At 49.6% G+C, this 20,294-nt stretch carries 15 protein-coding genes, 1 pseudogene and 1 other annotated feature; of the genes and pseudogenes, 1 reads left to right on the forward strand and 15 read right to left on the reverse strand.

The genetic code is table 11. The annotated features are described in order from the left end of the window. Nucleotides 1-56 precede the first annotated feature (56 nt). The 15 genes and pseudogenes from aspS to AC3B4V_RS06290 all read right to left on the reverse strand — a co-directional run bounded on the left by aspS (nt 57) and on the right by AC3B4V_RS06290 (nt 19,090). Complete coding sequence (aspS, locus tag AC3B4V_RS06220; RefSeq protein WP_488377980.1) at nt 57-1,823, reverse strand: aspartate--tRNA ligase; 1,767 nt, start codon at nt 1,821-1,823, stop codon at nt 57-59. After that, nucleotides 1,820-3,100, reverse strand: coding sequence for a histidine--tRNA ligase (gene hisS, locus AC3B4V_RS06225; protein WP_064299563.1), 1,281 nt, complete (start codon nt 3,098-3,100; stop codon nt 1,820-1,822). The genes aspS and hisS overlap by 4 nt, the downstream gene beginning before the upstream one ends. 42 nt (nt 3,101-3,142) lie before the next feature. Further along, nucleotides 3,143-3,364: a binding site (T-box leader), on the reverse strand. Nucleotides 3,365-3,409: 45 nt separating this feature from the next. Next, nucleotides 3,410-3,859: a D-aminoacyl-tRNA deacylase gene (gene dtd / locus AC3B4V_RS06230; RefSeq protein WP_058713802.1), complete on the reverse strand. Its 450-nt coding sequence runs from the start codon at nt 3,857-3,859 to the stop codon at nt 3,410-3,412. 14 nt (nt 3,860-3,873) lie between these two features. Next, entirely contained in the window at nt 3,874-6,072 is a 2,199-nt protein-coding gene (locus AC3B4V_RS06235; protein ID WP_023468927.1) for a RelA/SpoT family protein, read from the reverse strand. A gap of 141 nt (nt 6,073-6,213) precedes the next feature. Continuing rightward, a complete protein-coding gene (locus AC3B4V_RS06240; protein WP_023468928.1) occupies nt 6,214-6,732 on the reverse strand; it encodes an adenine phosphoribosyltransferase in 519 nt (172 codons plus the stop codon). Next, a complete protein-coding gene (gene recJ / locus AC3B4V_RS06245) occupies nt 6,711-9,020 on the reverse strand; it encodes a single-stranded-DNA-specific exonuclease RecJ (protein WP_214859626.1) in 2,310 nt (769 codons plus the stop codon). The genes AC3B4V_RS06240 and recJ overlap by 22 nt, the downstream gene beginning before the upstream one ends. Nucleotides 9,021-9,092: 72 nt before the next feature. Then, nucleotides 9,093-11,304 (reverse strand): annotated as a pseudogene (gene secD, locus AC3B4V_RS06250) (protein translocase subunit SecD). A 153-nt stretch (nt 11,305-11,457) separates the two neighbouring features. Then, entirely contained in the window at nt 11,458-11,748 is a 291-nt protein-coding gene (gene yajC, locus AC3B4V_RS06255; protein WP_029342244.1) for a preprotein translocase subunit YajC, read from the reverse strand. A 72-nt stretch (nt 11,749-11,820) separates the two neighbouring features. Then, nucleotides 11,821-12,966: a tRNA guanosine(34) transglycosylase Tgt gene (gene tgt / locus AC3B4V_RS06260; protein WP_029342245.1), complete on the reverse strand. Its 1,146-nt coding sequence runs from the start codon at nt 12,964-12,966 to the stop codon at nt 11,821-11,823. Next, nucleotides 12,966-14,006 (reverse strand): tRNA preQ1(34) S-adenosylmethionine ribosyltransferase-isomerase QueA, encoded by a 1,041-nt coding sequence (gene queA / locus AC3B4V_RS06265; RefSeq protein ID WP_023468934.1) that lies wholly within the window; start codon nt 14,004-14,006, stop codon nt 12,966-12,968. Before queA ends, tgt begins: the two co-directional genes overlap by 1 nt. Before the next feature lie 4 nt (nt 14,007-14,010). Then, entirely contained in the window at nt 14,011-15,006 is a 996-nt protein-coding gene (gene ruvB / locus AC3B4V_RS06270) for a Holliday junction branch migration DNA helicase RuvB (protein ID WP_023468935.1), read from the reverse strand. Nucleotides 15,007-15,010: 4 nt separating this feature from the next. Next, nucleotides 15,011-15,604 carry a Holliday junction branch migration protein RuvA gene (gene ruvA, locus AC3B4V_RS06275; RefSeq protein WP_023468936.1) on the reverse strand — a complete coding sequence of 198 codons (594 nt, stop codon included), beginning with the start codon at nt 15,602-15,604 and terminating at the stop codon, nt 15,011-15,013. Nucleotides 15,605-15,767: 163 nt separating this feature from the next. Continuing rightward, nucleotides 15,768-16,865 carry a quinolinate synthase NadA gene (gene nadA / locus AC3B4V_RS06280; RefSeq protein ID WP_488377981.1) on the reverse strand — a complete coding sequence of 366 codons (1,098 nt, stop codon included), beginning with the start codon at nt 16,863-16,865 and terminating at the stop codon, nt 15,768-15,770. Then, nucleotides 16,855-17,706 carry a carboxylating nicotinate-nucleotide diphosphorylase gene (gene nadC, locus AC3B4V_RS06285; protein ID WP_488377982.1) on the reverse strand — a complete coding sequence of 284 codons (852 nt, stop codon included), beginning with the start codon at nt 17,704-17,706 and terminating at the stop codon, nt 16,855-16,857. Before nadC ends, nadA begins: the two co-directional genes overlap by 11 nt. After that, on the reverse strand, nt 17,621-19,090 hold the full coding sequence (locus tag AC3B4V_RS06290; protein WP_488377983.1) for an L-aspartate oxidase: 1,470 nt from the start codon (nt 19,088-19,090) through the stop codon (nt 17,621-17,623). The genes nadC and AC3B4V_RS06290 overlap by 86 nt, the downstream gene beginning before the upstream one ends. 98 nt (nt 19,091-19,188) lie before the next feature. Here AC3B4V_RS06290 and AC3B4V_RS06295 point away from each other — a divergent pair, with 98 nt between their 5' ends. Continuing rightward, nucleotides 19,189-20,271: a cysteine desulfurase family protein gene (locus AC3B4V_RS06295; RefSeq protein ID WP_488377984.1), complete on the forward strand. Its 1,083-nt coding sequence runs from the start codon at nt 19,189-19,191 to the stop codon at nt 20,269-20,271. The last annotated feature ends 23 nt before the right edge of the window (nt 20,272-20,294 follow it).

Raw genomic sequence — 20,294 nt, forward strand, 5'->3', positions numbered from 1 at the left:
ATCCTCCTTCATGAAACAAGCGAATCTCCCATACCGGAAGATTCGCTTGTCGTATCTTAAGATTGTTTGACCGCTGTTCGAATCGAGAGATCGTTTAATTGTGCATCCGAGACTGGGCTTGGTGCTGCCGTCAACAGATCGCTTGCTGATGCTGTTTTCGGGAAGGCGATCGTATCACGCAAGTTCGAACGCCCTGCGAGTAACATGACGAGACGGTCTAGACCAAGTGCGATACCCGCATGTGGTGGTGTTCCGTATTCGAATGCTTCCATCAAGAAGCCGAACTGCTCGTTTGCTTCTTCTTCTGTGAAGCCAAGCAACTTGAACATCCGCTCTTGGATATCCCGTTCGTAGATCCGTTGTGATCCACCGCCGAGCTCGTATCCGTTCAAGACGAGGTCATACGCGACGGCGAGGACTTTTCCAGGATCCGTCTCGAGCAATTCGAGATCTTCGCGACGTGGCATCGTGAACGGGTGGTGGTTCGCGTAGAAACGACCTTCTTCTTCTTCGTACGTGACGAGTGGGAAGTCCGTCACCCAAAGGAAGTTGAAGATCGACTCATCGATCAAGTCCAGTTCCTTCGCTAACTTCTGACGGAGCGCACCTAAGCTGTCTGCTACGATCGATGCTTTTGCTGCGACGAACAACAATAAGTCGCCTGCTTCCGCATCTGTCGCCGCTGTCAGGCGAGCAGCTGCTTCTTCGTCGAAGAACTTCGCGATTGGACCGTTCAGTCCGTCTGCTGTCACTTTGACCCACGCGAGACCTTTTGCACCGTAGATCGCCGTGAATTCTTGTAACTTATCGATGTCTTTACGCGAGAAGCGCTCAGCTGCACCCTTGACGTTCAAGGCTTTGACTTCGCCACCTGCTTCTAGTGCCATATCGAATACTTTGAATCCTGCCCCTTTGACAGCTTCCGCGACATCAATCAATTCGAGACCGAAGCGTGTATCCGGTTTATCCGAACCATACCGGCTCATCGCTTCTGCGTACGGCATCCGTGGGAATGGTGTCACGATGTCTTTGCCAAGTGTTTCTTTCATGACACGCGTCATCATCGATTCCATCATCGCATATAAGTCTTCGATGTCCATGAAGCTCGTCTCGATGTCGACTTGCGTGAATTCAGGTTGACGGTCTGCCCGTAAGTCTTCGTCACGGAAACAACGTGCAATTTGGAAGTACCGCTCAAAACCAGACACCATCAGCAATTGTTTGAACAATTGCGGTGATTGTGGCAAGGCATAGAACTCACCTGGGTGAACACGACTCGGAACGAGATAGTCACGTGCGCCTTCTGGTGTTGATTTCGTTAAGATTGGTGTCTCGACTTCCAAGAAGTCTTGCTCATCGAGGAAGTTCCGCATGATGTTCGATGCTTTCGAACGGAGACGGAATGTCTCTTGAAGCGACGGACGACGCAAGTCAAGATAACGATATTTAAGACGTAAATCTTCTGACGTCTGCTCTGCTTCTTCACTGATCGGGAATGGTGTCATCTTCGCTGCATTTAAGATGACGACTTCATCCGCGACGACCTCGACTTGCCCAGTCGGGATGTTCGGGTTCGGATTCTCACGGGCGATGACGTGTCCTTTGATATCGAGGACATACTCCGAACGAATCGATTCCGCAAGGCGGTGTGCCTGCTCGTTTTCCGGTTGGAAGACGATTTGGACGATACCACTCCGGTCGCGGAGATCAAGGAAGATCAATCCTCCTAAGTCACGTCGTTTTTGAACCCATCCTTTAAGTTGAACGTGTTGTCCGATGACTTCTTCTGTCACCTGACCGTTCATATGCGTGCGTCCGATCATTGTGCTTCCTCCTTTAATTTCGCGACGATCGTATCAGCGACTGCTGATAACGGAACGTCCGTCTGTTCCCCTGTAGCCATGTTCTTCAGCGCTGCTGCACCACGCTCAACTTCTTCATCCCCGAGGATAACCGTATAGCGTGCTTTCAAGCGATCGGCTGCCTTGAATTGTCCTTTGAACTTTCGACCGAGATAATCCCGATCCGCGACAAGTCCTTCGAGACGCATCAATTGTAGGAGACGTGTTGCTGTCTTTTCGACTTCGTCACTGCCTTGCGCGACGATGAAGACATCGATTTGATCGTCGACTGGCGGTAAGACGTTCTCATTCTCAAGCGCCATTAATAAACGCTCGATGCCGATTCCAAATCCGATACCCGGTGTTGCCGGTCCACCGATCTGTTCGACGAGACCGTTGTATCGTCCACCACCACATAATGTCGTGATCGCTCCGAAGCCTTCTGCTTCTGACATGATCTCGAATGCCGTGTGATTGTAATAATCGATTCCGCGGACGAGCGTTGGATCAACGACATACTCGATGCCGAGTGCATCTAAGTGAAGCAGTACTTCATCGAAGTAGGCTTTTGATGCCGGGTTTAAGTAATCGAGAATCGATGGTGCCGTTGCCATACTCGGGTGATCGCGGTCGACCTTACAGTCAAGGACACGAAGTGGATTCGTTTCGAGACGGTTCTGACAGTCCTGACACAACTCGTGAACGACCGGTTTGAAGTGATCGACGAGTGCTGCCCGGTGTGCGGCGCGACTTTCGTTATCCCCGAGTGTATTGATGACGAGCTTGAGGTGCTTCAATCCGAATGAACGGTAGATGCTCATCGCGAGACTGATGACTTCCGCATCGATCGCTGGTTGTTCACTACCAAGTGCCTCGACTCCATATTGGTGGAGCTGACGGAAACGACCTGCTTGCGGACGTTCATAACGGAACATCGGTCCAATGTAGAACAATTTCGTCGGTTGGTTCGGTGAACCGAACAGCTTGTTCGTCACGAATGAACGAACGACAGCAGCCGTTCCTTCTGGACGTAACGTCAACTGGTCTTTTCCGCGTTTCTCAAGCATGAACATTTCTTTTTGAACGATATCCGTCGTCTCACCGACGCCACGTTTGAAGAGTTCTGTCTCCTCAAAAATCGGCGTCCGGATTTCCTTATAGTTGTAACGCTTACTGATATCACGTAATTGTTGTTCGATGTACTGCCAGCGTTCGACTGTTCCTGGAAGGACATCAAACGTACCGCGTGGTAATTTCATCTCAAATTCCTCCTTTTTTGAATACAAAAAAGTCCTCGTCCGCAAAGGGACGAGAACTTGAAGATCCCGTGGTACCACCCTGGTTGTCAAATCACATTTGACCACTCGGTGCAGTTAACGCCTGCGTACGACCTTCCCTACTATCAGTTCAGGAAGATACCTCGGAAGGGTCTTTCATCGAGTTCGTCTGTTCGCCCTTCCAGCCAAGGGGCGACTCTCTAAGCAGACAAGGTCTTGATTACTCCTCTTCGTCTTCGGTCGTATGAATCATTTGGTTACGTCTAATATTGCCTCGTCTCTCGGTTCCTGTCAAGCGTTTGCTTCTTTTTCAAGAATCAATGTCACCGGTCCATCATTGACGAGCGCGATATCCATCATCGCACCGAACTGACCTGTCTCGACCGTCAGTCCTTGCGCACGAAGACGTTCATTGAACGCTTCATACAATTCGTTGGCAAGATCCGGTTTCGCCGCTTCCGTGAACGCTGGGCGACGTCCTTTTTTGACATCACCATACAGCGTGAACTGCGAGACGGATAGAATCTGACCATCGACATCTTGCAACGAGCGGTTCATCCGTTCTTCTTCATCTTCAAACACGCGGAGTCCTGCGATTTTATCAGCTAACCAGTTCACCTGATCGATCGTGTCTTCGTGCGTAACACCGACAAGCAAGAGAAAACCTTGCTTGATTTGACCGATGACCTCCTGATCGACTGTGACACTTGCTTCTTTGACTCGTTGTAATACGACTCGCATGACTCATCCGCTCCTTACGTCATCATGACGCGATGCACAGCATACACGTCAGAGATTTGTTTGATCCGATCGACGACTTTTTGTAAATGGTTGACGTTGTTGATCGCGATCGTCATCGTGATTTTGGCTTGTTTACTGTCGTCGCCTTTCCCGCTGACGGCAACAATGTTCGTATTCGTCGCAGATACCGACTGCAGGACATCGTTCAATAATCCAGCCCGGTCGAATCCAGAAATTTCGATTTCGACGTTATAACTCTTAACGGCTTTGCCTTCGTGTTCCCACTCGACTTCGAGCAAGCGTTCTGGATTTTGTTCATGAATGACGTTCAAACAATCCGTCCGGTGAATCGAGACACCCCGTCCACGTGTGATGTACCCGACGATATCGTCCCCTGGTACTGGATTACAACAACGACTCATGCGAACGAGCATGTTATCGATTCCTTTGACACGAACACCTTCTGGATTTTCCTTCTTCGGACGATCAAACGTCTTCATCTCACTGATCGCTTCGTTCAGTTCAAGATTTTTGGATTCTTTGTCTTTGCGTAACTTTTCCGTCAATTTATGAGCGACTTGGGCAGCTGTCAGACCATGATACCCAACGGCAGCATACATGTCTTCTTCTTGCGCGAAGTTGAACTTCCGCGTCACGTCTTCGAGCGTCTTCTCATTGATGACTTCCTTCGGCTCGAATCCGAGTTTCTTGACTTCTGCTTCGATCAGTTCCCGTCCTTTAGAGACGTTCTCTTCGCGTTGCTGACGTTTGAACCATTGACGGATCTTGTTCTTCGCCTGACTCGACACACAAATCTTGAGCCAGTCCTTACTTGGACCATAGCTGTGTTTTGATGTGACGATTTCAATGATGTCACCTGTCTTCAGCTTATAATCAATCGGTACCATCCGTCCGTTGACTTTCGCTCCGATCGTTCGGTGACCGATCTCTGTATGAATCCGGTAGGCATAATCAATCGGAACAGAGCCTTTTGGCAATTCGATGACGTCGCCTTTTGGTGTAAAGACGTACAACATGTCACTAAAGAAGTCGACTTTGACCGATTCCATGAATTCTTCAGCATCCGCCGTATCCTTCTGTAACTCAAGGATTTCTCGGAAATGGGCAATCTTATCCTCAAAGCCTGATTTCGCTTCCTGTTCCTTGCCTTCTTTATACGCCCAGTGAGCGGCAATCCCGTACTCGGCAATAAAGTGCATGTCCCGTGTCCGAATTTGGACCTCGAGCGGCTCGCCTTTCGGTCCGATGACCGTTGTATGCAGCGATTGATACATGTTCGGCTTCGGCATCGCGATATAATCCTTGAAACGTCCCGGCATCGGTTTATATTGCGTATGAATGATTCCGAGAACAGCGTAACAGTCCTTGATTGAATCGACGATGATGCGCACAGCCATCAAGTCATAAATTTCGCTGAACTCTTTTTTCGAGTTTTGCATCTTGTTATAAATGGAATAAATATGCTTCGGACGTCCATCGACTTCCGCTGCGATTTGTACATCATCGAGTACTTCGTTGACCTCTTCAATGACCGAACTGACGAGCGCTTCGCGTTCCGTCCGTTTTTGTTTCATCATTGAGACAATCCGGTAGTACTGTTGTGGATTGATATAACGCAAACTGATGTCTTCGAGTTCCCACTTGATCGTCGAGATCCCGAGACGATGCGCAAGCGGTGCAAAGATTTCGAGCGTCTCTTCTGCCTTTTGCACCTGCTTTTCCTTGACCATATGTTGCAACGTTCGCATGTTATGCAAACGGTCAGCCAGTTTGATCAAGATGACGCGAATGTCTTCTGCCATCGCGATGAACATCTTCCGGTGGTTCTCAGCCAATTCTTCACGTTTCGATTTATATTTGATTTTCCCGAGTTTCGTGACGCCGTCAACGAGCATCGCGACGTCGGGTCCGAATCGTTCCGTTAATTCTTCGAGTGTAATGTCCGTATCTTCGACGACATCATGAAGAAGCGCAGCGACAATCGTCGTTGCATCCAAACCAATATCGACTAAGATACCGGCAACTTGTACCGGATGAATGATGTAAGGTTCACCAGAACGGCGGAATTGCCCATCATGTTCGTCTTTCGCGAATTGGTAAGCCCGTTCGATGTCTTTGACTTCAGCTTGCGTCATGTATTCCGCACATCGAGCGAGAAGGTCTTCTACATTTACGATTTGTTTGTTTGTCATCCCTTTTCCTCACCCAGTCCCCGGGATCGTCTGCAACGGAATCCCTAATATATAGTTCTTATTATCGTGAAATCTTGAGAAGATGTCAAAATAAAAAGAAATACCCCCTTGGTCACCATCTACCAAGAGAGTATATATGCTTTAGTCTTCGTAGCGAATCAATGAGAGAACGTCGTATCCTTCGAGTTTCTCACGTCCACCAAGACCATCGAGTTCAATCAAGAATCCGATTCCGGCAACCGTTCCGCCTAATTTTTCAATCATTTGGATCGTCGCTTCGATCGTACCACCTGTTGCAAGCAAGTCGTCAAGGATGACGACGCGTTGTCCTGGTTGAATCGCATCTTCATGCATCGTCAAGACGTCTTTTCCGTACTCAAGACCATACTCGACACGGACTGTCTCACGTGGTAATTTTCCTTCTTTACGGACAGGTACGAATCCGATCTCCATCGCGTAAGCGGCTGGGCAACCAACGACGAATCCACGTGCTTCCGGACCCGCGATGACATCAGCACCTTTACTGCGCGCATATTCGACAAGTGCATCAACTGATTGTTTGTACACTGGTCCGTTTTGCATGAGTGATGTGATGTCTTTGAAGCTGATTCCTTCTTTCGGCCAGTTTTCGACCTCTTTTATATGCTGTTTGAACTCCATGTCTTTTCCTCCTGCTTCGCCGCTTCTACCAAAGTATCAAAACGCTCTTTCAACTGAGCGAGTGACGAATAAATGTATTGTTGCTCGAGCTCTTGACGCGCTTCATGACGCTGATACGTCGGAGCTTCCGTCAGATCTCGTTTTGCAGCATTTGGGTTCACACCCGGCAGCCCGTCCTCCATTGTAACAAGAAAATCAAGTTCCGAGAATACCGAATGCATAAAGTTAATCGATCGTTTCGTCCATTTTCGCGATTTCGACAAACGTACGAGACCAATCCGGAGCTCGTCACGTGGACATTTCGCAAAATACTGGAAGTAATGCTTGAAGTCCTCCCGCGACGGAATCGTCTCAAAATAATAGCCCTCATCCTTAAAGGCACAATAAATCCGCTCTGCCTGTTGGACATATGGATGAAATGCGTCTTCTTCTTCCGGTAGATCGAGAAAGACGATATTTTGACGGATCGGGCCGTTCAACGGACGTTCCGCGTACTTCTCTTTCACCTCATCAGTGAAGGCGACGAACGTCGTCGTCTCATGCGGTAAGGCGAATAGTTCGCTCAGCGGGCGCTTACCACCACGGTAATCAAATACTTGGACATCTTCGACAGCGACATCTTGAATCATCAATTGTGGTTTACGGAACCCATTCCACTCATTGATGTTCAGACTGCCCATCAAGTGAATCTCCGATAATGTCGAGACTTCATCGACAAGGTCGCCGAAGCCGAAGCCGATCGCATCGAGTTCCTTCCCGTCGCCTGATAATAGTGCTTTGACATGCGTCAAATCACGACCGATCCGTTTCATGTCACGGATCTTCGCTTGCTCGATGACGATTCGTGGCGCAGGATTTCCCATCCCGAACGGCGCGAGTCGCTGAATATCCTCAATCAACTGAATCGAGACATCGCTGACCTGTAGACGTAAATCGACATCAATTGTCGCGATGAAGGCATCGTCCGGCAACGTACTAGCCTGTTCATTCAAGCGTTGACGTAACGTCTCGACGTCATCGGAAGAGAGCGTCATACCAGCAGCAGCCGGATGTCCTCCGAAGTGCGGCAAGATATCTTCACATTTCGTCAGTTCAGCGAAGAGATCGAAGGCAGGGATTGAACGTCCAGATCCTTTCGCTGTTCCTTTTTCAGCATCGTGACACAGCATGATGACGGGACGATGATATTTTTCAACAAGTCGCGAGGCGACGATCCCGACGACACCTGGATTCCAGTCTGCCGCATCGACGACGAGCACGCGGTCCTCTTTAAAACGTTCTTCGACAAGCGCCGTTGCTTCTTCCGCAATCTGCTTGACGATATCTTGACGTTGTTTATTTTGTTGGTCGAGTTGTTTCGCGAGATGAAGTGCCTCGTCCTTGCTTTCCGCTAGTAACATCTCAAGCGCTGGCATCGCCGAATCCAGACGACCTGCCGCATTGATCCGCGGACCGAATGCAAATCCGACCGATTCTTCCGTCAGTTCGTCTTCCGTCAAACTACAGACGTCACGTAACGCAAGAATACCCGGACGTTCACTTGCATTCAGCGCCTCGATACCGCGAATCGCAAGCAACCTGTTCTCGCCGACGAGCGGTACGAGATCGGCAATCGTTCCGAGCACCGCAAGATCGAGTAATTCGACCGGTTCCCGGTCAAGCAGTGCATGTGCGACTTTAAAAGCAACGCCTGCCCCAGCAAGTTTTGAGAATGGATAATCTGAGTCGACACCCGGATGAATTAAGGCAAAGGCATCAGGTAACGTTTCTTTTGCTTCATGGTGATCAGTAATGATTAAGTCGACACCGAGTTCCTTGAGGACATCTGCTTCGTGGATTCCGGAAATCCCACAGTCGACGGTGATGACGAGGCTGAACCCTTCTTCCGCTGCCCAGCGAAACGCGGCTTCGTTTGGTCCATAGCCTTCCGTGAATCGGTTCGGGATATAACACTCTGCCATTCCTCCGATTTCAATCAAGGCGTGCCAGAGAATCGCAGCGGAACTCACGCCGTCGACGTCATAATCACCATAAATCAAAATCATTTCGCCTTCGTTGACGGCACGTTGAATCCGTTCGACGACTTTTGGCATGTCTTTAAAAGCAAATGGATCATGGAATGTCATTTGATCCGTCTCTAAAAAATCACGGGCGGCTTCACGAGTCGTGAATCCCCGTTGGACAAGTAGTTGTGCGACGTGCGGTGAGATCGTGCCATCCGCCGTCAATTGTTCGATTTGTTCTGAATCGATGACTTTATCAAGCCATATTTTTTTAGCATGGTACATCTCAAACCCTCCAATCAACTTCCCCATTATAATAGAAAATCCGCACCAGCGATAGCTGATGCGGATACTCTTTTAAGAAGCACGTTTTGTCCGACCCAGTGTCCGACCTTTCATGACGAGCCAGAGTTGCGCGGCGATGAAGATCGAAGAATACATTCCCATGATCAACCCGACGAGCAGGGCGAGACTGAATCCACGGATTGCTTCGCTACCGAAGATGTAGAGTGCCGCTGCCGTCATGATGACCGTAACGACCGTATTGATCGAGCGAATGATCGTTTGTTGGATCGATTCATTGACGATGTGTGCCAATTCATCAAATGAGACTTTCCGTCCACCTTTTTCAGCAAGTCCGAGATTTTCTCGTACCCTGTCGAAGGTAACGATCGTATCGTTGACCGAGTAACCGATGATCGTCAAGACGGCTGCGATGAAGTACAGATTGACTTCGATCTGGAACAGCGAGAAGAAAGCAATGATCATCAACGCATCATGTAGCAATGCGAGTACTGTCGCAATCCCGTAGAGCGGTTGGAACCGGAACGAGACGTAGATGACGATCCCGAGTGACGCAAGTAAAACCGCATAAATCGCGTTACGCGCGATTTCCCGACCGACTTGTGCCGAAACTGTCGAAATGCTTGGTTCTTTTTTGTATTTGGCTTCAATCGTTTGTTTCATTTCAGAAATTTGTTCTTGGCTGAATTCACCAACGAACGTGACGTTCGCTAACTTTCCGCCTTGAGCGAATTGAATACCATCGATTTCTTCCGCATCAATCCCGGCATCTTCAATGACAGAGCGGACGTCCGCTTCCTTGATTTGATTCTCAGAAGAAATCTCGACACGCGTTCCTTGCGTGAAGTCGATCCCGAGGTTCAGACCACGGAACGACAACAAGAGGACCGACACGATGACAAGCGCGATCGTGATTGCGAAATAGATTTTACGATGTTTGACGTAATCGAATTTCGTAGGATTAAAGCTCACGGATTTCACTCTCCTTTACACCGAACCATGATTTCTTCTTATCGAACCATCGGCTACTGACAAGGAGTTGCATCAGGTAACGTGAGACAAAGACGTTCGTGACGAACGTGACGGCAATCGAAACCATCAACATGATGGCGAACCCTTTGACCGTACTTGTACCAAAGTAGTACAACACGCCAGCAGAGATCAACGTCGTCAAGTTGGCATCAAGAATCGTACCGAACGAACGACGGTTACCGGCTTTAAATGCGGACAAGACAGATTTACCACTTCGTAATTCATCCTTGATCCGCTCAGCAGTGATGATGTTCGCATCGACCGCCATCCCGACTCCAAGAACGAGTGCCGCAATCCCCGGTAACGTGAGGACGGCATTGATCCCGTTAAAGAAGATCATGACGAGATAGATGTAGAACAGTAACGTAATGATCGAAACGAATCCAGAGATCCGGTAGAACAGTAGCATGAACAAGAAGACCGCAGCTACACCAATCGCTGACGCGAAGAGCGTCTGATCAAGTGCGTCTTGTCCAAAAGCAGCAGAGACCGACGTCGAGTAAATCTCCTCGAGTTTGACCGGTAATGCGCCGGCGTTTAGGATCGACGATAATTGTTTCCCGTACTCGGCATCAATATCGCCACCAGAAATGATCGCTTTATCCGAATTGATCGGTTGTGTGACCGATGCATCCGAGACGATCTTCGAGTTTGCTTTTTGAATTTCTTTTTCATACGAATCGCCTTTCTCGTAATCGAGCCAGATGACGAGACGATTCGCAGGTGGTTGCATTTGTGAGACTTTTTGTGTCACTTCATAGAATTTCTCTTTTGATTTCATCGTCAACTCGACGAGTGGTTCATTCGTGTTCGGATCATACCCGACTTTTGCCCCTTTGGCTTTTAAGTCTGATCCATCGAGCAACAACTTATCGTTGATGTCACGGAATGACAATTGTGCTGTCGAAGAGAGGATTTGACGCGCTTCCGTCTGATCCTTGACGCCAGCAAGCTGAACACGAATCCGGTTATCGCCTTCGATCCGGATGTCTGGTTCAGAGACACCGAGGACGTTGACACGGTTCTCGATTGCCGTCAGCGTCGCACTCATCGCATTTTGATCGATGACGTCTCCTTCTTTCAGCGGTTGTACTTCATACAAGACTTCGAAGCCACCCTTAAGGTCAAGGCCGAGCTTCGTATCCTTCAACAACCATGACGATGTCGTACCGATCAGTACGAGCAACGCGATGACGACGATGAAGAATGTGGCAAGTTTCCCTTTCTTGATCATGCTACATTGTCCTTTCTCTAGTTCCCAGTATATTTTCAGACAACTTTGTTCTCCTATCCTAGCTTACAAAAGAAATGGTAATCTTAGCAAACGTTTTTCTCATATATAAACAGAAAAGACGCTCCGGAATCCGGAAAGCGCCTTTTCAATGCCTTATTCGACAGTTTCGTCGTCCATGACAGTCGTTGATTTTTTCGTCACTTCTGCGACAGCACTTCGGTTGAATGTCAATTGTGCATTACCTGACTTCAATGTCACCGTCATGTCGTCAACTTTTTGGACAACCCCGTGAAGACCACCGATCGTAACGATCGAGTCGCCGCGTGAGAGTTCATTTTGCATCTGACGCACTTGCTTCTGGCGTTTGTTCTGTGGACGGATCAACAAGAAATAGAACACCACGAAGATCAAGATCATCGGGAGGAATGTGATTAAGCCTTCCATCTGATTCAGCTCCTTTTATCATTCAAATCACGTTCATTATACCGTGAAAGAATTGATTTGTCAGACGATTTGTTAGAAATTCTTTGCGTTCGGTAAATTGTAACCGTATTCTTCGAAGAATTCTTCCTTGAAATCGAGCAGACGATCCTCACGAATCGCTTGGCGAACGCCTTCCATCAACTTGACGAGGAAGTGAAGATTGTGTGTCGAACAGAGATGCAGACCGAACGTTTCTTGCGCCCGGATCAAGTGATGGATGTACGAACGCGAGTAATTCTTACACGCGTAGCAATCACATTTCTCATCGAGCGGACGGAAATCACGTGCATATTTCGCGTTCCGGACGACGAGACGTCCTTGTGATGTCATCAATGTGCCGTTTCGTGCGATCCGTGTCGGCAAGACACAGTCGAACATATCGATTCCGCGGATCGCACCCTCGATCAATGCGTCCGGTGAACCGACGCCCATCAAATAACGTGGTTTGTCTTCCGGCATGAGTGGTGTCGTGAATTCGAGCGCACGGTACATGACGTCTTTTGGCTCTCCGACTGATAGACCACCGACCGCATAACCCGGGAAATCAAGGGCAACGAGGTCTTTTGCACTTTGACGACGTAAGTCTTCGTATTCTCCACCTTGGATGATACCGAACAGCGCTTGATCGTGTGGACGTTCATGCGCAGCAAGACAACGTTCCGCCCAGCGGCTCGTCCGTTCGACAGATGCTTTCATGTACTCGTGAGAAGCTGGGTACGGCGGGCACTCGTCAAACGCCATCATGATATCTGAACCGAGTGCATTTTGAATTTCCATCGCTTTTTCCGGTGACAAGAACAATTTGTCCCCGTTCAAGTGGTTACGGAAATGAACACCCTCCTCAGAAATGTTCCGGAGGTCAGCAAGTGAGAAGACTTGGAAACCACCTGAGTCCGTCAGAATCGCGCCATCCCAGTTCATGAATTTATGCAGACCGCCCGCTTCCTTGATGACATCATGTCCTGGACGCACCCAGAGGTGGTACGTGTTCGCGAGGATAATGTTCGCGTTCATGTCCTTGATTTGTTCCGGTGCCATCGTCTTGACCGTCGCTTGCGTTCCGACCGGCATGAAGACCGGTGTCTCGAAACTACCGTGCGGCGTGTGGACGATTCCTAACCGCGCTCCGGATTGTTTACATGTCTTGATATGTTCGTATGTTACCGCGTGTTTTGTCATTAGTTTCGTTCCTCTCTCGTTAAGAACATCGCATCACCGAAGCTAAAGAAGCGATAGCCGTTCGCGACTGCTTCTTCATAGGCATGCAGAATGTGTTCCCGTGTCGATAATGCGGACACGAGCATGATCAATGTTGATTTCGGTAAGTGGAAGTTCGTGATCAGACCATCAATCCCTTTGACTTCCTGACCCGGGAAGATGAAGATGTCCGTCCAGCCCGTTGCTTCGACGAAGTCGCCATGGTCACGGATGACCGTTTCAAGCGTCCGTGTCGATGTCGTTCCGACCGCGATGATTCGTCCGCCTTGTTTCCGTGTTTCGCGTAGCAAGGCTGCTGAACTTTCCGGCAGTTCGTAGTACTCACTGTGCATCTTGTGACTATCGACGTCGTCGACCGAGACAGGACGGAATGTGCCAAGTCCTACGTGTAGCGTCAACGGTGCGATCCGGACGCCTTTCGCTTTAAGCGCTTCAAGCAATTCCGGTGTGAAGTGAAGACCGGCCGTCGGTGCTGCCGCACTTCCGCGTTCCCGAGCATACACCGTCTGGTAACGATCTTGATCCTCGAGTTGTTCATGAATGTACGGTGGCAGTGGCATCGTTCCGAGTTGGTCGAGCACTTCATAGAAAATGCCGTCATAGAAAAACTTCAGGATTCGTCCCCCGTCTTCAAGTGCTTCGACACACTCAGCACGGAGTAACCCGTCACCAAACGACAAAATCGTTCCTGGTTTAACGCGTTTTGCCGGTTTCGCCAGTGTTTCCCAGACATCGTCACTCGTCTGCTTCAAGAGTAACAATTCGATCTTCCCACCCGTCTCTTCCTTCACACCAAAGAGACGTGCCGGTAAGACTTTCGTATCATTGATGACGAGTGTATCGCCTTCCCGGAAGTGGTCGACGATATCATGGAAATGCTGATGCTGAATCGCACCTGTCTCCCGATCGAGAACCATCAATTTCGAACTCGTCCGGTCGAGCAATGGCACTTGAGCAATTTGTTCTTCTGGTAAATGAAAATCAAATAAGTTTACATCCATTGGTTCAATTTCCTTCTTTCAGTCCTAAATGTTGGCGGGCGAACGGTGTTAAGACACGTCCGCGCGGAGTACGTTGTAAAAATCCTTGTTGCAGTAGATATGGTTCATACACATCCTCGATCGTCTGCGCGTCTTCCCCAATCGTTGCAGCGATCGTCTCAAGACCAACCGGACCACCGGCAAATCGTTCAGCAAGCGATCGAAGTAAACGATGGTCGACATCGTCGAGTCCAAGCGCATCGACATGCAAGCGATCAAGCGCACTTGTCGCAAGCACAGCATCGATCTCGGTTTGATGGGCGACTTGAGCGAAGTCACGGACACGCCGTAACAACCGGTTCGCGACACGTGGTGTTCCACGTGAACGAAGCGCGATGGCTTCTGCAGCGAGACGATCCGCTTCGAATCCGAACAATCGTGACGTCCGGGTCACGATGGCAGACAACTCTGACATCGTATAATATTCAAGCTTCAGCGTCACGCCAAAACGATCACGAAGCGGTGCCGATAACATCCCGGCACGCGTCGTTGCACCAACGAGCGTAAACGGTGGTAAATCAATTCGGACGCTGCGGGCGAGTTCCCCTTGACCGATGACGATATCGAGACAATAATCCTCCATCGCCGGATACAGAATCTCTTCGATTGATCGACTCAATCGATGAATCTCGTCGATGAACAGGACATCGCCCGGTTCCAGTGATGAAAGGATTGCCGCTAGATCACCCGGTCGTTCGATTGCAGGACCGGCTGTCGTCTTGATGCCAACTCCCATCTCGTTCGCGATGATCGTCGCAAGCGTCGTCTTCCCGAGACCCGGAGGACCGTAGAGAAGCACGTGATCGAGTGTTTCTTGACGAATTTTTGCCGCCTCGATAAAGACACTCAAGTTTCCCTTAGCTTTCTCCTGCCCGATATATTGCTCGAGCGTCTGAGGACGCAGGCTCCACTCTTCTTGATCTTCCGCATGGGCGGATTCTGACAAAATGCGCTCTTCCATGTCCTCACCTCACATTCAATAACAACTGGAGTGCCCGTTTGACATATTGATCCGTCGACAGGACTTCTGCCTGCAACGCTTTTTTGACTTTCTCGACTTCTCGGTCACTGTAACCTAGCGCCGTCAAGGCTTCACAAGCTTCATTCAATTCAGCATTGCCTTGCGCGAACAAGCCTTCGCTCGGTACGTAATCCGGTGCGAGCTCGGCTAACTTTCCTTTTAGGTCGAGTGTCATTTGTTTTGCTGTTTTCTTGCCGACACCTGGGAACTTGACGAGATAACTTTCTTTCTCTTGTTCAATCGCTTCAACGAGCGCATCGACATTCCCTGATGCGACGATTGCAAGCGCTCCTTTCGGTCCGATTCCTGTGACACCGAGCAACTTCGTGAACAAGGCACGCTCACGACGGGAACGGAATCCAAATAAGACTTCTTGGTCCTCACGGACATAATGATACGTATATACGATGATCTGTTCGTCTCCGGTCCGATAAAAAAACGGGTTCGGTGCTACGATTTTGTAGCCAATCCCGCCAACTTCTACCGTCACGAATTCCGCACAGACATAAGCGACTTCGCCGCGTACGAATTCTATCAATGTGGAACGCTCCCATCCTTAAACAAACTCTCGTGTTATTGTAGCATACATCTTCGTTTGGCTTCAAAGCGTTCTTCAGCAAAAATCAATACATATGTTCGCTCTCTCAAACAGAAGACAAAAAAGCGTGATCGTTCGCACGACCACGCTCTCCCTCTTTATTTTATGAACGCGCAAGCATCCGTTCGAGTGCCAACACGGCATGCCGCGTCGTCTCTGCATCGACCGTGATGATGTTGACCGGGTCACCTGCTTCGACTTGTTCGAGCGCCCACGCCAAGTGCGGTAAGTCGATCCGGTTCATCGTCAGACATGGACACATGAATGGATTGAGCGACACGATATCGAGTTCCGGATGCGTCGTCGCGAGTCGATTGACGAGATTCATCTCTGTTCCGATCGCCCACTTCGTTCCAGGAGCAGCCTGTTCGATTTGTTGAATGATGTACGCCGTTGATCCGTTGAGATCAGACGCTGTCACGACTTCGTGCGAACATTCCGGGTGAACGAGAATCTTTCGCTCCGGATCCGTCTTGCGGAACTGTTCAATCTGACCGACCGTGAATTTTTCATGGACCGAGCAGTGTCCTTTCCACAAGATGACGCGGACGTCCTGGTCTTCCCCGTCAAAAACGAGTTCGTCCTTGATCGGATCCCAAATCGCCATCTGTTCTAACGGAATTCCGAGTGCGTGCGCCGTATTGCGACCGAGGTGTTGATCCGGCAGGAAAAATAAGATGTCGCGTTCAGCAAGCGCCCATTCGACCATCTGGACAGCGTTTGATGACGTCACCGTCGCCCCACCATGACGACCAACGAACGCTTTGATGGCTGCCGTCGAATTGACATATGTCAACGGTAAGATCGACTCCCCGAACCGTTCCGTCAAGATCGTAAAAGCACGCTCCGTTTGCGTATCGTTCGCCATATCCGCCATCGAACAACCCGCACGCATGTCAGGCAAAACGACCGTATGTGACGCATCTGTCAACATGTCTGCCGTCTCTGCCATGAAGTGGACACCACAAAAGACTGTATATTCCGCTTCTGTCATCTGCTTCGCGACTTGCGCGAGCTGGAGCGAATCTCCCGTCGCATCCGCGAACTGGACGACTTCATCCTTTTGGTAGTGGTGGGCAGGTAAGAACAAGCGACTGCCCATCCGTGCTTTGACCCCTTCGATGATCGCGATCAAGTCTGCTTCTGTTTGCTGTAAGTACGACGCCGGAATTCCCTCGTGACGTAATAGATCAAATGACATCTTTTTTTCCTCCTTCGATTTTCATGCTGATATCAAGTGCTGTTGCTGAATGGGTGAGTGCCCCGAGTGAGATGACGTCTGCTCCGCTATCCGCGAAGTCTGATAACGTGTCTATCGTGATCCCGCCGGATAACTCGACCGTGATATGCGGTGGAATCAATTGGCGGAGTTGTTTGATTTCTGCTGGTGTCCGGTTATCGAGCATGATGATATCGACTTTTGCAGCCACTGCCTCCAGCACTTCCGCTTCCGTCTCGACTTCGACTTCAATTGGTGTCGTATGACCCGCGACACGTTTTGCTCGCGTTACCGCCTCTGTAATCGATCCCGCTACTGTGATGTGGTTGTCCTTGATCATGACGGCGTCATCGAGACGTCCGCGATGACTATAGCCACCCCCGACGCGAACGGCATGTTTTTCGAGCATTCGTAATCCAGGGGTCGTCTTTCGTGTATCCGTGATTCGGATTCGTCCTGCTGCTACCTCGACCGCTTGACGTGTCTTCGTCGCAATCCCGGATAAGCGTTGCACTAGGTTCAAGGCGACCCGTTCTCCGCTTAAAATGTCCTGTAACGAACCAGACCACTCGGCAAGGAGTGTGCCTCGCGTGACGACCGTACCTTCCGCTACATGAATCATCACGTCGACTTGCAACAGATGCGCCATCTCCTGAATGATGTCGACTCCGCAAAAAACACCGTCTTCCTTAGCTAGAAAACGACCGGTCCCACGTTCTTGTCCCGTCAGACATCCTTCACTCGTGATATCCCACTGTCCGATATCCTCGATTAAAAATGCCTCCAGTTGTTGCCGTAACTGCCACTTGTTCAACGTTCTCATCCTCTCCTGTCAATCGACTTCGCGCCCCTTCAAGCAACAGACATGCCGTTACGTGACGTAATCGATTCTCTTCTGCTTCCTGTCCGGATTCGTCTAATGTCCAGCGTTTTAACTCTTCTAAACTATCTTCTATTTGCTTAACATCCATTTCGACACCAATGACCTGTGATAGACAGTCTGTTACGGAACGAAGTGTTCCCGGGCGTCGTTTCACTTGTTTGACTGAAAGTTCCGGTAACAACTTGAGCTGTTCTGCTACCGCTTTCCCCATGACGACACATTCAAGGAGCGAGTTCGACGCCAGACGATTTCGACCGTGTAGTCCAATCGATGCTGTCTCACCGACCGCGTATAGTCCTTCGACATGCGTCTGCCCCGTCAGATCCGTTTCGATCCCACCCATTAAGAAATGGATGCCTGGTGCAATTTCAACGAGATCTGGATTTATGTTCAGTTTTTCACATTTTTCGACAAACGTTGGAAACCGTTTCGTCCGATCGATGACGTTTGACGTATCGAGATAGACCGGTTCACGCTTTCGCACCTCGTGGATTCGTTTTGCGACTTCATCTCGCGCTGCTAAATCTTGCATCGGATGATCCGCCATGATCCGGTCGCCATTTTTCGTTACAAGCGTTGCTCCCGCACCACGTAATGCTTCCGTGATCAAACCTTCCGAACGACCTGCATGAACGAGTACCGTCGGATGATGCTGGATATAACCGAGATCACGAATCGTCGCCCCCGCTTCAAAGGCGAGTGCAATCCCGTCTCCTTGAATCAAAGGGTCATTCGTCGACGCCGCGAATAATCCACCCACTCCACCAGTCGCAAGAATCGTCGCGCGCGCCACAATCTCGATCGGCTCCCCATGGCTATATCCGACTGCACCTACTACCTGCCCGTTGACTTGAATCAACTCTGTGATACGCGTCTGCTCGAGAATCGGAAATGGTACTTGCGGCATCAACGTCTCCATGATCCGTTTACCAGTCTCGTCCCCGCCAGAGTGATAAATCCGCGGCAAGCGATGTGCTCCTTCACGACCGAGCAAAAACTCTCCCTCGGATTGATCGAATGGAACGCCTTGTCGTAACAAGAATTCCATCGCCTCGGTTCCCGATCGGGTGACGTAATCGACGACGGACGGATTGATACGCCCTTTTGCTGCTTGGCACGTATCTTCAAAGTGACCACGATGATTGACTTCTGCATAAGCGGAAGCAATCCCACCTTGTGCTCGAACAGAATTTGTCTCAAACCGCGTACCTTTTGTGACAAGTAACGCTTCCGTTCCGGGTGGAAGATGCAGAGCAACCGAAATTGCAGCAAGTCCTGTTCCAATGATCAACACATCCGTCTCAAGTCTTTTATGTAAAGACATATGTTTTACACCTCTATATCTAAATGTTTACTATTGACTTGACAATAAGTTTGGCATACTTTTAGCTGAGTGACAAGACGAAAGGACAGGATTTTTTCATGATCTATCTCGATTACGCAGCGACGACTCCGCTGCATCCACAAGCACTCGATCATTATAAACAAGCCGCTCAGTCGTTCTACGGCAACAGTTCTTCTCTTCATGACATCGGTGGCAACGCTGAACGTTTACTCGAACGAGCCCGTCAGTATCTGATGCAACAATTGGCTCAACAAGAAGGAACCGTCATCTTTACAGGGAGCGGATCTGAAGCAAACTACATCGCGTTGACCCATCTGATGCGACAGAGTAATAAATCAGTTGTCTTGACACTTCGATGTGAACACGACTCGGTCTTGCTTCCGCTTGCGCGCTGGGCACAAGAAACACGACACCTTTCTTTATTACCGGACGGAACGTTCGATTGGGAACAATTCATCGCAGCTTGTACGGATGAAATCGGTGTTGTCTCGATTCAACACGTCAATTCGGATACCGGTTTTCGTTTTCCGGTCGAACGGATTGCAGCATATTGTCAATCGCGCGGGATTCTGTTTCATTGCGATGGTGTCCAAGGATTCTTAAAAGATGCAATCAACATCGACGCCTTTGATGCCTACACGATGAGTAGTCATAAAGTATATGGACCAAAAGGATTGGGTGCCCTGTATTTGCGGCGTCCTCTCTTCAGCCCTTATTACGAGGGACACCACGAATTCGGAATCCGTCCAGGCACAGTGGACGTTCCAGGAATTGCCGCGTTCATCGCTGCCTGTGAAGCGTCGCGATTAGAAAATCCAGGAATCCAAGCTTCAAGCCGTCGATTTCGTGGTATGCTAAAAAAAACATTGTCTTCGTCTCGTTACACGATGATTGAGTCGCCAACGCAACTCGCTTCCATCTGCGCCATCCATACGAAGCAACGGGACGGTCAATACGCGTTGCTCGCCTTGAATCGTGCTGGAATCGCGGTTTCCGCTGGTAGTGCCTGCCGGGCTGGAGAAAACGGTCCGAATGCGACATTACGTGCCATCGGCTTCGATGAATCAGCGGCTCACGGGTTGATTCGGCTCAGTTTTGGAAGACACACGACGAACGAAGAAATCGAACAGTGCATTGATGTGTTGAACACGATTTCATGACACTGGAGAAAGGTAGGAGACAT

The organism is Exiguobacterium sp. E17S (genome assembly GCF_057772545.1).

What these genes read in the sequence shown, in the direction of transcription:
- dtd (WP_058713802.1), bottom strand. Translation starts at nt 3,859, where the DNA reads ATGCGAGTCGTATTACAACGAGTCAAAGAAGCAAGTGTCACAGTCGAT.
- queA (WP_023468934.1), bottom strand. Translation starts at nt 14,006, where the DNA reads ATGGATGTAAACTTATTTGATTTTCATTTACCAGAAGAACAAATTGCT.
- AC3B4V_RS06235 (WP_023468927.1), bottom strand. Translation starts at nt 6,072, where the DNA reads ATGACAAACAAACAAATCGTAAATGTAGAAGACCTTCTCGCTCGATGT.
- recJ (WP_214859626.1), bottom strand. Translation starts at nt 9,020, where the DNA reads ATGTACCATGCTAAAAAAATATGGCTTGATAAAGTCATCGATTCAGAA.
- aspS (WP_488377980.1), bottom strand. Translation starts at nt 1,823, where the DNA reads ATGATCGGACGCACGCATATGAACGGTCAGGTGACAGAAGAAGTCATC.
- AC3B4V_RS06295 (WP_488377984.1), top strand. Translation starts at nt 19,189, where the DNA reads ATGATCTATCTCGATTACGCAGCGACGACTCCGCTGCATCCACAAGCA.
- hisS (WP_064299563.1), bottom strand. Translation starts at nt 3,100, where the DNA reads ATGAAATTACCACGCGGTACGTTTGATGTCCTTCCAGGAACAGTCGAA.
- nadC (WP_488377982.1), bottom strand. Translation starts at nt 17,706, where the DNA reads ATGAGAACGTTGAACAAGTGGCAGTTACGGCAACAACTGGAGGCATTT.
- AC3B4V_RS06240 (WP_023468928.1), bottom strand. Translation starts at nt 6,732, where the DNA reads ATGGAGTTCAAACAGCATATAAAAGAGGTCGAAAACTGGCCGAAAGAA.
- AC3B4V_RS06290 (WP_488377983.1), bottom strand. Translation starts at nt 19,090, where the DNA reads ATGTCTTTACATAAAAGACTTGAGACGGATGTGTTGATCATTGGAACA.
- nadA (WP_488377981.1), bottom strand. Translation starts at nt 16,865, where the DNA reads ATGTCATTTGATCTATTACGTCACGAGGGAATTCCGGCGTCGTACTTA.
- yajC (WP_029342244.1), bottom strand. Translation starts at nt 11,748, where the DNA reads ATGGAAGGCTTAATCACATTCCTCCCGATGATCTTGATCTTCGTGGTG.
- tgt (WP_029342245.1), bottom strand. Translation starts at nt 12,966, where the DNA reads ATGACAAAACACGCGGTAACATACGAACATATCAAGACATGTAAACAA.
- ruvB (WP_023468935.1), bottom strand. Translation starts at nt 15,006, where the DNA reads ATGGAAGAGCGCATTTTGTCAGAATCCGCCCATGCGGAAGATCAAGAA.